10 protein-coding genes are annotated in these 13,226 nt (G+C 64.4%); all 10 read left to right on the top strand.

Annotated elements, in window-relative coordinates; all coding sequences use genetic code 11:
* Positions 1 to 47: 47 nt before the first annotated feature.
* The 10 genes from fabZ (at position 48) to eno (ending at position 13,197) form a co-directional block, all read left to right on the top strand.
* On the top strand, positions 48 to 488 hold the full coding sequence (gene fabZ, locus J5M67_RS11480; protein WP_152225019.1) for a 3-hydroxyacyl-ACP dehydratase FabZ: 441 nt from the start codon (positions 48 to 50) through the stop codon (positions 486 to 488).
* The gene (gene lpxA, locus J5M67_RS11475) at positions 485 to 1,261 is read left to right on the top strand and encodes an acyl-ACP--UDP-N-acetylglucosamine O-acyltransferase (protein ID WP_207885433.1); all 777 of its coding nucleotides are present in this window, start codon (positions 485 to 487) and stop codon (positions 1,259 to 1,261) included. The genes fabZ and lpxA overlap by 4 nt, the downstream gene beginning before the upstream one ends.
* Positions 1,262 to 1,263: 2 nt before the next feature.
* Positions 1,264 to 2,406, top strand: coding sequence for a lipid-A-disaccharide synthase (lpxB, locus tag J5M67_RS11470; RefSeq protein WP_207885432.1), 1,143 nt, complete (start codon positions 1,264 to 1,266; stop codon positions 2,404 to 2,406).
* Entirely contained in the window at positions 2,406 to 3,017 is a 612-nt protein-coding gene (rnhB, locus tag J5M67_RS11465; protein ID WP_207885431.1) for a ribonuclease HII, read from the top strand. The genes lpxB and rnhB overlap by 1 nt, the downstream gene beginning before the upstream one ends.
* 155 nt (positions 3,018 to 3,172) lie before the next feature.
* Positions 3,173 to 6,703 (top strand): DNA polymerase III subunit alpha, encoded by a 3,531-nt coding sequence (gene dnaE / locus J5M67_RS11460; protein WP_207885430.1) that lies wholly within the window; start codon positions 3,173 to 3,175, stop codon positions 6,701 to 6,703.
* A gap of 114 nt (positions 6,704 to 6,817) precedes the next feature.
* On the top strand, positions 6,818 to 7,768 hold the full coding sequence (gene accA / locus J5M67_RS11455; RefSeq protein ID WP_207885429.1) for an acetyl-CoA carboxylase carboxyl transferase subunit alpha: 951 nt from the start codon (positions 6,818 to 6,820) through the stop codon (positions 7,766 to 7,768).
* Positions 7,769 to 7,837: 69 nt separating this feature from the next.
* Positions 7,838 to 9,166: a tRNA lysidine(34) synthetase TilS gene (tilS, locus tag J5M67_RS11450; RefSeq protein ID WP_207885428.1), complete on the top strand. Its 1,329-nt coding sequence runs from the start codon at positions 7,838 to 7,840 to the stop codon at positions 9,164 to 9,166.
* A 170-nt stretch (positions 9,167 to 9,336) separates the two neighbouring features.
* Positions 9,337 to 10,965 (top strand): CTP synthase, encoded by a 1,629-nt coding sequence (locus tag J5M67_RS11445; RefSeq protein WP_207885427.1) that lies wholly within the window; start codon positions 9,337 to 9,339, stop codon positions 10,963 to 10,965.
* Between the two features lie 2 nt (positions 10,966 to 10,967).
* On the top strand, positions 10,968 to 11,813 hold the full coding sequence (gene kdsA, locus J5M67_RS11440) for a 3-deoxy-8-phosphooctulonate synthase (protein WP_207885426.1): 846 nt from the start codon (positions 10,968 to 10,970) through the stop codon (positions 11,811 to 11,813).
* A gap of 94 nt (positions 11,814 to 11,907) precedes the next feature.
* Positions 11,908 to 13,197 (top strand): phosphopyruvate hydratase, encoded by a 1,290-nt coding sequence (gene eno, locus J5M67_RS11435; protein WP_207885425.1) that lies wholly within the window; start codon positions 11,908 to 11,910, stop codon positions 13,195 to 13,197.
* Positions 13,198 to 13,226 lie beyond the last annotated feature (29 nt).

Here is a 13,226-nt window from a genome sequence, read left to right as displayed (position 1 = left end):
CCACGCATTTTTTGGCGTCTCCCTTTTCTGAACAGGCTTCCCTGAACATGATGGACATCAACGAGATTCGCGAATACCTGCCTCATCGCTACCCTTTCCTGTTGGTGGATCGGGTAGTGGAGCTGGACATCGAAGGCAAGCGCATTCGCGCCTACAAGAATGTCAGCATCAACGAGCCGTTCTTCAATGGCCACTTCCCGCAGCACCCGATCATGCCGGGCGTGCTCATCATCGAAGCCATGGCCCAGGCGGCCGGTATCCTCGGCTTCAAGATGCTCGACGTGAAGCCGGCCGACGGTACCCTGTACTACTTCGTCGGCTCCGACAAGCTGCGCTTCCGCCAGCCGGTACTGCCGGGTGACCAGCTGCAGCTACATGCCCAGTTCATCAGCGTCAAGCGCGGCATCTGGAAGTTCGATTGCCATGCCACCGTCGATGACAAGCCGGTATGCTCGGCCGAAATCATCTGTGCGGAACGCAAACTATGAGTTTGATCGATCCTCGCGCCATCATCGACCCGCGCGCAAAACTGGCTGACGACGTAGAGGTGGGCCCCTGGTCCATCGTCGGGCCGGATGTGGAGATCGGCGAAGGTACGGTGATCGGTCCGCACGTGGTGCTCAAGGGCCCCACGAAGATCGGCAAGCACAATCGCATCTTTCAGTTCTCCAGCGTCGGCGAGGATACTCCCGACCTGAAGTACAAGGGCGAGCCGACTCGCCTGGTGATCGGCGACCACAACGTGATCCGCGAGGGTGTGACCATCCATCGCGGCACCATCCAGGATCGTTCGGAAACCACCATCGGCGACCACAACCTGCTCATGGCCTACGTGCATATCGGCCATGACAGTGTGATCGGCAATAATTGCATTCTGGTGAACAATACGGCGCTGGCCGGTCATGTTCACGTGGATGACTGGGCGATCCTGTCCGGTTATACCCTGGTGCACCAGTTCTGCCGCATCGGCGCGCACAGCTTCTCCGGCATGGGCAGCGCAATCGGCAAGGACGTCCCGGCCTACGTGACGGTCTTCGGCAACCCGGCGGAGGCTCGCAGCATGAACTTCGAGGGCCTGCGCCGGCGTGGGTTCAGCGCCGAGGCCATCCAGGCGCTGCGTCGGGCCTACAAGGTGGTATACCGCCAGGGGCTGACGGTGGACGAAGCCCTGGCCGAACTGGTCGAGGTTTCCGAGCAGTTCCCGGAGGTTGCGGTGTTCCGCGACTCCATCCAGAGCTCCACCCGCGGCATCACCCGCTGACCATGCAGCCGACCGTACGCAAGCTGCGCGTCGCCCTGGTCGCGGGCGAGGCGTCCGGCGATATTCTCGGCTCCGGCCTCATGCAGGCGCTCAAGCAGCGTCACCCCGACATCGAGTTCATCGGTGTCGGCGGCCCGCGCATGCAGGCCGAAGGGCTGCAATCGCATTTCCCGATGGAGCGCCTGTCCGTCATGGGCCTGGTCGAGGTGCTTGGCCGCCTGCGCGAACTGCTGCGTCGGCGCAAGGACCTCGTCCAGATGCTGATTGCGGCCAAGCCGGACGTGTTCATCGGCATCGATGCGCCGGACTTCAACCTGAACATCGAATTGAAGCTGCGCCGGGCGGGTATCCGCACGGTGCACTACGTCAGCCCGTCGGTCTGGGCCTGGCGGCAGAAGCGCGTACTGAAGATCAAGGAAGCCTGCGACCTGATGCTCGCGCTCTTCCCCTTCGAGGCGCGCTTCTACGAAGAACATGCAGTACCGGTGCGTTTCGTCGGCCATCCGCTGGCGAACACCATCCCGCTGGAAGCCGACCGCGCCGGTGCGCGTGAGCGTCTTGGCTTGCCGCAGGACGCCAGCGTCGTTGCGCTCCTGCCCGGTAGCCGGGGAGGGGAGGTCGGCAAGCTCGGCGCGCTGTTCCTCGATACCGCCCAGCGCCTGCTGCAGGATCGCCCCGGTCTTCGCTTCGTGCTGCCCTGCGCCAGCCCTGAGCGCCGCGTGCAGATCGAAGAAATGCTCGTGGGGCGCGAATTGCCGGTGCAATTGCTCGACGGCGCCTCCCACGAGGCGCTGGCAGCCTGCGACGCCGTGCTGATCGCCTCCGGCACCGCCACGCTCGAAGCGCTGCTCTACAAACGACCGATGGTCGTCGCCTACAAGGTCGCGCCGATGACCTATCGCATCCTCCGGCGACTGGTGAAGAGTCCCTATATTTCGCTACCGAACCTGCTGGCCGCGCGTCTGCTGGTGCCCGAGCTGATCCAGGACGCGGCGACCCCCGAGGCGCTGGCCACTACCTTGCTGCCACTGCTGGACGACGGCAGCGTGCAGACCGAATCCTTCGACGCCATCCACCGCGCCCTGCGCCAGGATGCGTCCGCGCAGGCCGCCGAAGCGGTGCTCGCCCTGGTGGAGAAACACTGATGCAGATGGGCCTGGATTTCACCCTGGTGGAGGAGCTGGTCGCCGGTGTCGACGAAGTGGGTCGTGGCCCACTGTGCGGGCCCGTGGTAACGGCAGCGGTCATCCTCGATCCGGCGCGTCCGATCAAGGGCCTGAGCGACTCCAAGAAACTCAGCGAAGCGCGCCGCGAGGCGCTGTTCGACGAGATCCGCGAAAAGGCCCTGGCCTGGTGCATCGCCCGCGCGGAAGTGGAAGAGATCGACCAACTGAACATCCTTCACGCCACCATGCTGGCGATGCAGCGTGCGGTGGAAGGTCTGAGCGTGACGCCGAAACTGGCGCTCATCGACGGCAACCGTTGCCCGAAGCTCAAGGTGCCGTCGGCACCGGTAGTGCAGGGCGACGCCAAGGTGCCGGCGATTGCCGCCGCGTCGATCCTGGCGAAGGTCAGCCGTGACCGCGAGATGCAGGAAATGGAAGCGCTGTACCCCGGCTACGGCATCGGCGGGCACAAGGGCTACCCGACCCCGGTGCATCTGGAGGCGCTGAAGCGCCTGGGGCCGACGCCCATTCACCGTCGTTCCTTCGGGCCGGTGCGCGAGCTGCTGGAAAATCCTGTCGGCATCCTGTAACACCCTGTTATTACTCTGGAATTCCTCGCGGCCAACGGTCTGCCGGTGACTTGAATCAGCCGGCGCGACGGCTGGCCCATTGATCCCTGTAGCTTTGCACAGAGCCCCGGTACAATCCGGGGCTTGCCGTTTTTCGCGTTCGCCCAAGGACCACCATGACCGCCACCTTCGTTCACCTGCGTCTGCACACCGAATTCTCCCTGGTTGACGGCCTGGTGCGGGTCAAGCCGTTGATCAAGGCGGTCGGCGGGGCGGGCATGCCGGCGGTGGCGGTGACCGATCTGAGCAACATGTGCTCGCTGGTGAAGTTCTACAAGACGGCGATGGGCGGCGGCATCAAGCCCATCTGCGGTGCTGACATCTGGCTGGCCAACCGCGACGAGGACGGCCCGCTGACCCGCCTGACCCTGCTGGCGATGAACGCCAAGGGCTACCGCAACCTCACCGAACTGATCTCCCGTGGCTGGCAGGAAGGCCAGCGTAACGGCGAGATCATCATCGAGCGGCAGTGGGTCAAGGAGGCTGCGGAAGGCCTGATCGCGCTGTCCGGCTCCAAGGAAGGCGAGATCGGCATGGCCCTTCTGGCGGGCGACAATGCCCTGGCGGATTCCCTGCTGGCCGAGTGGCTGGAAGTCTTCCCGGACCGCTTCTACCTGGACATCCAGCGCACCAACCGGGTCAACGACGAAGAGCACGTGCACGCCGCCGTGGCCCTGGCCGAGCGCAGTGGCGCGCCGTTGGTGGCGACCAACGACGTGCGCTTCATCAAGCAGGAAGACTTCGAGGCCCACGAAACCCGCGTGTGCATCGGCGAAGGCCGCGCACTGGACGATCCGCGCCGCTCTCGCTCCTATTCCGACCAGCAGTATCTGAAGAGCCCGGCGGAAATGGCCGAGCTGTTCAGCGATATCCCCGAGGCCCTGGAAAACTCCGTCGAGATCGCCAAACGCTGCAACATCGAAGTGCAGCTGGGCAAGTACTTCCTGCCCAACTTCCCGATCCCCTACGACGACATGGACATCAACCAGTACCTGCGCCATGTGTCCTACGAGGGCCTGGAAGAGCGCCTGGCGGTGCTCTGGCCGAAGGAAACCACGCCGAACTACGAAGAGAAGCGGCAGATCTACGTCGATCGCCTGGAGTTCGAGCTGGGTACCATCATCCAGATGGGCTTCCCAGGCTACTTCCTGATCGTGATGGACTTCATCAAGTGGGCCAAGAACAACGGCGTACCGGTAGGCCCCGGCCGGGGTTCGGGTGCCGGCTCGCTGGTGGCCTACGTACTGAAGATCACCGACCTCGACCCGCTGGCCTATGACCTGCTGTTCGAACGTTTCCTCAACCCCGAACGTATTTCCATGCCCGACTTCGACGTCGACTTCTGCATGGAAGGCCGCGACCGGGTGATCGACTACGTGGCCGGCGCCTACGGCCGTAACGCGGTCAGCCAGATCATCACCTTCGGCTCCATGGCGGCGAAGGCGGTGGTGCGCGACGTGGCACGTGTGCAGGGCAAGTCTTACGGCCTGGCCGACAAGCTGTCGAAGATGATTCCCTTCGAAGTGGGCATGACCCTGGAAAAGGCCTACGAGCAGGAGGAAATGCTCCGCGACTTCCTCAAGAGCGACGAGGAAGCCCAGGAAATCTGGGACATGGCGCTCAAGCTGGAAGGCGTCACCCGCGGTACCGGCAAGCACGCAGGGGGCGTGGTGATCGCGCCGACCAAGCTGACCGACTTCGCCCCCATCGCCTGCGACGAAGAGGGCGGCGGTCTGGTGACCCAGTTCGACAAGGATGACGTGGAGGCCGCCGGCCTGGTGAAGTTCGACTTCCTCGGCCTGCGTACCCTGACCATCATCAAGTGGGCGATGGAAATCATCCATCGCATCCAGCGCAAGAACGGCGAGACCGAGTTGGTCGACATCGACCGCATCCCGCTGGACGACAAGAAGACCTACGACCTGCTGCAGAAGGCGGAAACCACTGCGGTCTTCCAGCTTGAATCGCGCGGCATGAAGGAGCTGATCAAGAAGCTCAAGCCGGACTGCCTGGAAGACCTCATCGCACTGGTGGCGCTGTTCCGCCCGGGGCCCCTGCAATCGGGCATGGTGGACGACTTCATCAACCGTAAGCACGGTCGCGAGGAAATCTCCTACCCGCACCCGGATTACCAGTACGCCGGCCTCGAGCCGGTGCTCAAGCCCACCTACGGCATCATCCTCTACCAGGAACAGGTGATGCAGATCGCCCAGGTGATGGCGGGCTACAGCCTTGGCGGTGCGGATATGCTGCGTCGCGCGATGGGCAAGAAGAAGCCCGAGGAAATGGCCAAGCAGCGCGGCGGCTTCATCGAAGGTTGTGCCGGCAACGGCATCGACGCCAACCTCGCGGGCAACATCTTCGACCTGGTGGAAAAGTTCGCCGGCTACGGCTTCAACAAGTCGCACTCGGCGGCCTACGGCCTGGTGTCGTACCAGACCGCCTGGCTGAAGACCCACTGGAAAGCCCCGTTCATGGCCGCGGTACTCACCGCGGATATGCAGAACACCGACAAGGTGGTGACGCTCATCGAAGAGTGCCGCCACATGAAGCTGCGCATCCTCGCGCCGGACGTGAATAACTCCGAGTTCCGCTTCACCGTGGACGACGAGGGTCAGATCGTCTACGGCCTCGGCGCGATCAAGGGCGTCGGCGAAGGTCCGGTGGAAGCCATCACCGAGTGCCGCAACGAGGGCGGGCCGTTCAAGAACCTGTTCGACTTCTGCGATCGCATCGACCTCAAACGCGTCAACAAGCGCACCCTGGAGGCGCTGATTCGCGCCGGTGCGCTGGACCGCCTCGGCCCGCACTTCCACGAAGAGCAGAAGGCCTACCACGCCCACGTCGACATCAACCGCGCCGTGCTGCTGGCGTCCATGGAAGAGGCCGTCAAGGCCGCAGAACAGACCTCGCGCAGCCACGACAGCGGCCACATGGATCTGTTCGGCGGCGTCTTCGCCGAACCCGAGGCGGATGTCTACGCCAACCACCGCAAGGTCAAGGAGCTCAACCTCAAGGAGCGCCTGAAGGGCGAGAAGGATACCCTCGGCCTGTACCTGACCGGCCACCCGATCGATGAATACGAAGGCGAGGTGCGACGTTTCGCCCGCCAGCGCATCGTCGAGCTGAAACCGGCGCGTGATACCCAGACCGTCGCCGGCCTGATCGTCAACCTGCGGGTGATGAAGAACAAGCGCGGCGACAAGATGGGCTTCGTGACCCTGGACGATCGCTCCGGCCGAATCGAGGCCTCGCTGTTCGCCGAGGCCTTCGCCGCCAACCAGGCGCTGTTGCAGACCGACGCGTTGGTGGTGATCGAGGGCGAAGTCAGCCAGGACGATTTCTCCGGCGGCTTGCGCCTGCGCGCCAAGCGTGTGATGGGGCTGGAGGAGGCCCGCACCTCGCTGGCCGAGAGCCTGCGGGTCCGCGTCCACGCCGATGCGCTCAAGGGCGACCGCCTGCGCTGGCTGGCCGACCTCTGCACCCGTCACCGTGGCAGTTGCCCGGTCACGGTGGACTACAGCGGCGAGCAGGCGCGCGCCCTGTTGCAGTTCGGCGAGCAATGGCGGATCGACCCCGCGGACAACCTGATTCAAGCGTTGCGTGACCAGTTCGGCCGCGACAACGTCTTCCTGAACTACCGCTAGCGCGCCGGTGGCCAGAAGCCGCCCGCCCGCCAGTCTCGACCCCTTGCGCCCGATACCGTAAGGTAGGGCGCTTTACGGACCAGGCCCTGCCGCCATCATCACGACGGATAGCCCATGAACCCGAATTTTCTCGATTTCGAACAGCCCATTGCCGACCTGCACGCCAAGATCGAAGAGCTGCGCCTGGTCGGTAACGACAACGCCCTGAACATCACCGACGAAATCTCCCGTCTGCAGGAGAAGAGCAAGGCGCTGACCGAGAACATCTTCGGCAACCTGACCAGCTGGCAGATCGCCCAGCTCGCTCGCCATCCGCGTCGCCCCTACACCCTCGACTACATCGAGCACATCTTCGGCGAGTTCGAAGAGCTGCACGGCGACCGTCACTTCGCCGACGATGCCGCTATCGTCGGCGGCGTTGCCCGCCTGGACGAGCAGCCGGTGATGATCATCGGTCACCAGAAAGGCCGCGAAGTGCGCGAGAAAGTGCGCCGCAACTTCGGCATGCCGCGTCCGGAAGGCTACCGCAAGGCCTGCCGCCTGATGGAAATGGCCGAACGCTTCAAGATGCCGATCCTGACCTTCATCGACACCCCCGGCGCCTACCCGGGCATTGACGCCGAAGAGCGCGGCCAGAGCGAAGCGATCGCCTGGAACCTGCGTGTCATGGCGCGCCTGAAGACTCCGATCATCGCCACCGTGATCGGCGAAGGCGGCTCCGGCGGCGCACTGGCCATCGGTGTGTGCGACCAGCTGAACATGCTGCAGTACTCCACCTACGCGGTGATTTCGCCCGAAGGTTGCGCCTCGATCCTCTGGCGCACCGCCGAGAAGGCGCCCGATGCCGCCGAGGCCATGGGTATCACCGCCAGCCGCCTGAAGGACCTGGGGATCGTCGACAACATCATCCCCGAGCCGCTGGGCAGCGCCCACCGCGATCCGGCGGCGATGTCCGAGTCGATCCGCAAGGCCCTGACTGGCCAGCTGGATACCCTCAAGCAACTGAGCACCGAAGAGCTGCTGGCGCGCCGCTACGAGCGCCTGATGAGCTACGGCATCGCCTGATCGACGTGTTCGGCGCAGCGTGGATGACGAGGTATCCTTGCCTCGTCATCCGCCCCGCCTTCCTGCGCCATGTCCCTTGACTCCTTGTCCCTGGAAAACCGACTTCTAGCTGCGCTCGCACCCTGGCGTTGTGCGCCTGCATGGCGCGTGGCGCTGTCCGGCGGGCTGGATTCCACCGTTCTCCTGCATCTGCTGGCGCAACTCGCGCGCCGCGAGGCGTTGCCGTCGATTTCCGCTGTTCATGTTCATCACGGCCTGCAGGTTATCGCCGACGCGTGGCCGGAACACTGCCAACGTTTTTGCGACGCGCTTGGCCTGCCGTTGCGGATCGAACGCGTGCAGGTGGGGGCGGGCGCCAGTCTGGAACGTGCTGCCCGAGACGCTCGCTACGCTGCATTCACATCGTTGCTGGGAGAAGGCGAGTGCCTGCTGACCGGGCAACACCGTGACGATCAGGCGGAGACCGTGCTGTTCCGACTGTTCCGTGGCGCCGGCGTGCGCGGCCTGGCGGGAATGTCCGCCTGCCGTCCGCTGGGCGCCGGTCTTCTGCTGCGCCCGCTGCTGGGTATCTCCCGCGACGAGCTGGAACACTATGCCCGCCGGCACGGCCTGGGCTGGGTAGAAGATCCTTCCAATACCAGTGACGACTACGACCGCAACTACCTGCGCAACCGGGTTCTTCCGGTCGTCGCCCGGCGCTGGCCGGCGGCAGGTGAATCCATTGCCCGCAGTGCCGAGCATCTGGCGGCGGCCCACGAACTGTTGGCGGAGTTGGCGCAGATCGATCTGACGGCGGCGGACCAGCAGACGCATTACCGGGAAATGCCATTGCCGTCCCTGGCCATCGGGCCGCTGGCCGCCCTGAGCGCGTCACGCCAGCGCAATGCCCTGCGCTACTGGCTCGCGCCCCTGGCGCGCCTGCCCGACAGCGCGCACTGGGCCGGCTGGCAGGACCTGCGCGATGCGCGGGCGGATGCCGAACCGGTCTGGCGCCTCGCCGACGGAGAACTGCGCCGCGCCAATGGCCGGCTCTGGTGGTTGGCGAATACCTGGCTCACGTTCGCGCCCCAGGCGCAGCTCTGGACGGATGCCTCCCAGGCGCTGGTGCTGTCCGGAAACGGCTCGTTGCACTTCGAGGGCGATCCTCCACGCGGACCGCTGGAAGTCCGTTACCGCCAGGGTGGGGAGGTCATGGTATTGCCCGGCCGCGGTCGCCGCGATCTCAAGCGCCTGTTCAATGAGGCTGGCATTCCGGCTTTCCTCCGTGGCCGCCTGCCGCTGCTCTGGCGAGCCGACGAGCTGCTGGGTGTGGTGCTGCTTCCGGAGCTGCGCGTGGAGCCGGGGCAGGCCTGGACCCTGCGTTGGGAACCTCCGACGAATGACTCGGGTTTGAGCTGATAGCCGCTTTCCGGTAGACTACGCTCCCGTCTTATATCGCTCCTGCCGATTCCCCTGGAATCAGCGGGAGTTCGCTATTGATCACGACGAAGTCGTGAGCCGGACTCCGGTCCGACACCTTCGCTTCCCCGGCGGCCGAGCCGCCTAAACGCTGACATTCAGGGCTTTTCATGACGCGCTACATCTTCGTCACGGGTGGTGTTGTTTCTTCATTGGGGAAAGGCATCGCCTCGGCTTCCTTGGCTGCCATTCTGGAAGCGCGTGGCTTGAAGATCACGATGCTCAAGCTGGACCCCTACATCAACGTCGATCCGGGCACCATGAGCCCGTTCCAGCACGGTGAGGTGTTCGTCACCCACGACGGTGCCGAGACCGACCTCGACCTGGGCCACTACGAGCGTTTCGTTCGCACTACGATGACCCAGAACAACAACTTCACCACCGGCCGCGTCTACATGGACGTGCTCCGCAAGGAGCGCCGTGGTGATTATCTGGGCGCCACCGTGCAGGTGATCCCGCACATCACCGACGAGATCAAGCGTCGCATCATCAAGGGCGCCGGCGATGCCGACGTGGCCCTGGTTGAAGTCGGCGGCACCGTCGGTGACATCGAGTCGCAACCCTTCCTCGAGGCCATCCGCCAGCTGCGCGTGGAGATCGGCTCGCGCCGTGCCATGCTGATGCACCTGACTCTGGTCCCGTACATCGCCACCGCCGGCGAGACCAAGACCAAGCCGACCCAGCACTCGGTCAAGGAGCTGCGCTCCATCGGCCTGCAGCCGGACATCCTGGTCTGCCGCTCCGACCATCCGGTGGACGTGTCCTCCCGCCGCAAGATCGCCCTCTTCACCAACGTGGAAGAGCGCGCGGTCATCTCGCTGGAAGACGTCGACACCATCTACCGCATTCCGTCCGTACTGCACGCCCAGGGCGTCGACGACCTGGTCGTCGAGCGCTTCGGCCTGGAGTGCGGCCCGGCCGATCTGTCCGAGTGGGACCGCGTGGTCGACGCCAAGCTCAACCCCGAGCGTGAAGTCACCATCGCCATGGTCGGCAAGTACATGGAACTGCTCGACGCCTACAAGTCGCTGATCGAAGCCATGACCCACGCCGGCATCCAGAGCCGCACCAAGGTCAACCTGCGCTACATCGACTCCGAGGACATCGAGCAGCAGGGCACCAGCCTGCTCGAAGGCGCTGACGCCATCCTGGTTCCGGGCGGCTTCGGCCTGCGCGGCGTGGAAGGCAAGATCACCGCCGTGCAGTACGCCCGCGAAAACAAGGTTCCGTACCTGGGCATCTGCCTGGGCATGCAGGTGGCTGTCATCGAATACGCCCGCAACGTGCTGGGCTGGACCGATGCCAACTCCACCGAGTTCGACAAGTCCAGCGGCCACCCGGTCGTCGGCCTGATCACCGAATGGCAGGACGCCACCGGCGCCACCGAAGTGCGCACCGAGGCTTCCGACCTGGGCGGCACCATGCGCCTGGGCGCCCAGGAATGCCTGCTGTCCGCCGGCACCCTGGTGCATGACTGCTACGGCAAGGACGTGATCGTCGAGCGTCACCGCCACCGCTATGAAGTGAACAACAACCTGCGTCCGCAACTGGAAGCCGCCGGCCTGAAGATTTCCGGCCGCTCCGGCGACGGCGCGCTGGTGGAAGTCGTGGAAGCTCCGGACCATCCGTGGTTTGTGGCCTGTCAGTTCCACCCGGAATTCACTTCCACCCCGCGTGATGGCCACCCGCTGTTCAGCGGCTTCGTCAACGCCGCCCTGAAGCAAGCCGGGAAGGCCTGAGCATGACCCAGAAGATCATCCGCGTCGGTGATATCCAGATCGGCAACGACCTGCCGTTCGTGCTGTTCGGCGGCATGAACGTGCTGGAGTCGCGCGATATGGCGATGCAGGTCTGCGAAGAGTACGTGAAGGTGACCGAGAAGCTCGGCATCCCCTACGTGTTCAAGGCCAGCTTCGACAAGGCCAACCGTTCCTCGATCACTTCGTTCCGTGGTCCAGGCATGGAAGAGGGGCTGAAGATCTTCGAAGAGATCAAGAAGACCTTCAAGGTGCCGGTCATCACCGACGTGCACGAGCCCTTCCAGGCCGCTCCGGTGGCCGAGGTCTGCGACATCATCCAGCTGCCGGCCTTCCTGTCCCGGCAGACCGACCTGGTCGTGGCCATGGCCAAGACCAACGCGGTGATCAACATCAAGAAAGCCCAGTTCCTCGCACCGCAGGAGATGAAACACATCCTGCGCAAGTGCGAGGAGGCGGGTAACGACCAGCTGATCCTCTGCGAGCGTGGCTCCTCCTTCGGGTACAACAACCTGGTGGTGGACATGCTCGGCTTCGGCATCATGAAGCAGTTCGAGTACCCGGTGTTCTTCGACGTGACCCATGCCCTGCAGATGCCGGGTGGTCGCGCCGATTCCGCCGGCGGCCGCCGCGCCCAGGTCACCGATCTGGCCAAGGCCGGCATGAGCCAGGGCCTCGCCGGCCTGTTCCTGGAGGCCCATCCGGAGCCCGAGCAGGCGAAATGCGATGGACCGTGCGCCCTGCGCTTGAACAAGCTCGAGCCTTTCCTGTCCCAGCTCAAGCAGCTGGACGACCTGGTCAAGAGTTTCCCCACCATCGAGACTGCCTGAGAATCTGCTCGATACTGCCTTGAGCGGAATCGAGCAGGTTCTGAACGTCTCACCAGCCGCCCCGTTTATCTCTATCTTCGGAGTGTTATCAAGAATGGCAAAGATCGTCGACATCAAGGGCCGTGAGGTCCTGGACTCCCGCGGCAACCCGACTGTTGAAGCGGACGTGATCCTGGACAACGGCATCGTCGGCAGCGCCTGCGCCCCGTCCGGTGCTTCCACCGGTTCCCGTGAGGCTCTCGAACTGCGCGATGGCGACAAGAGCCGTTACCTGGGCAAGGGCGTGCTGAAGGCCGTGGCCAACATCAACGGCCCGATCCGCGACCTGCTGCTGGGCAAGGACGCGGCCGACCAGAAAGGTCTGGACCGCGCGATGATCGAGCTCGACGGTACCGAGAACAAGGGCAAGCTGGGCGCCAACGCCATCCTGGCCGTGTCCCTGGCTGCCGCCAAGGCTGCTGCCCAGGCCAAGGGCGTGCCGCTGTACGTGCACATCGCCGACCTGAACGGCACCCCGGGCCAGTACTCCATGCCGGTCCCGATGATGAACATCATCAACGGCGGCGAGCACGCCGATAACAACGTCGACATCCAGGAGTTCATGGTCCAGCCGGTTGGCGCCAAGAGCTTCGCCGACGCGCTGCGCATGGGCGCCGAGATCTTCCACCACCTCAAGGCTGTGCTGAAGGCCCGTGGCCTGAACACCGCCGTGGGTGACGAAGGTGGCTTCGCGCCGAACCTGGCTTCCAACGAAGACGCCCTGGCCGCCATCGCCGAAGCCGTCGCCAACGCCGGCTACAAGCTGGGCGAAGACGTCACCCTGGCCCTGGACTGCGCCTCCTCCGAGTTCTTCAAGGACGGCCAGTACGACCTGGAAGGCGAAGGCAAGGTGTTCAGCGCCGAAGGTTTCGCCGACTACCTGGCCGGCCTGACCCAGCGCTACCCGATCATCTCCATCGAAGACGGCATGGACGAGTCCGACTGGGCTGGCTGGAAAGTCCTGACCGACAAGATCGGCGAGAAGGTGCAACTGGTCGGCGACGACCTGTTCGTGACCAACACCAAGATCTTGAAGCGCGGCATCGAAGAGAAGATCGGCAACTCGATCCTGATCAAGTTCAACCAGATCGGCTCGCTGACCGAGACCCTGGAAGCCATCCAGATGGCCAAGGCTGCCGGCTTCACCGCGGTGATCTCGCACCGTTCGGGCGAAACCGAGGACAGCACCATTGCTGACCTGGCCGTCGGCACTGCCGCTGGTCAGATCAAGACCGGCTCCCTGTGCCGCTCCGACCGCGTTTCCAAGTACAACCAGCTGCTGCGCATCGAAGAGCAACTGGGCGCCAAGGCGCCGTACCGTGGTCGCGCGGAATTCCGCGGCTGATCTGAGTCTGGTACGGTGAAGGGGTGGCA

Source organism: Pseudomonas sp. 30_B (assembly GCF_017491605.1).
GTDB lineage: Bacteria > Pseudomonadota > Gammaproteobacteria > Pseudomonadales > Pseudomonadaceae > Pseudomonas.
Note: the sequence above shows the minus strand (reverse complement) of the source record. Positions and strands in the feature narration are given on the sequence as shown.

Excerpts from the sequence above, each read along its gene's own strand:
- eno (WP_207885425.1), top strand. The coding sequence starts at position 11,908 with ATGGCAAAGATCGTCGACATCAAGGGCCGTGAGGTCCTGGACTCCCGC.
- accA (WP_207885429.1), top strand. The coding sequence starts at position 6,818 with ATGAACCCGAATTTTCTCGATTTCGAACAGCCCATTGCCGACCTGCAC.
- lpxB (WP_207885432.1), top strand. The coding sequence starts at position 1,264 with ATGCAGCCGACCGTACGCAAGCTGCGCGTCGCCCTGGTCGCGGGCGAG.
- rnhB (WP_207885431.1), top strand. The coding sequence starts at position 2,406 with ATGCAGATGGGCCTGGATTTCACCCTGGTGGAGGAGCTGGTCGCCGGT.
- dnaE (WP_207885430.1), top strand. The coding sequence starts at position 3,173 with ATGACCGCCACCTTCGTTCACCTGCGTCTGCACACCGAATTCTCCCTG.
- lpxA (WP_207885433.1), top strand. The coding sequence starts at position 485 with ATGAGTTTGATCGATCCTCGCGCCATCATCGACCCGCGCGCAAAACTG.
- kdsA (WP_207885426.1), top strand. The coding sequence starts at position 10,968 with ATGACCCAGAAGATCATCCGCGTCGGTGATATCCAGATCGGCAACGAC.
- tilS (WP_207885428.1), top strand. The coding sequence starts at position 7,838 with ATGTCCCTTGACTCCTTGTCCCTGGAAAACCGACTTCTAGCTGCGCTC.
- J5M67_RS11445 (WP_207885427.1), top strand. The coding sequence starts at position 9,337 with ATGACGCGCTACATCTTCGTCACGGGTGGTGTTGTTTCTTCATTGGGG.
- fabZ (WP_152225019.1), top strand. The coding sequence starts at position 48 with ATGATGGACATCAACGAGATTCGCGAATACCTGCCTCATCGCTACCCT.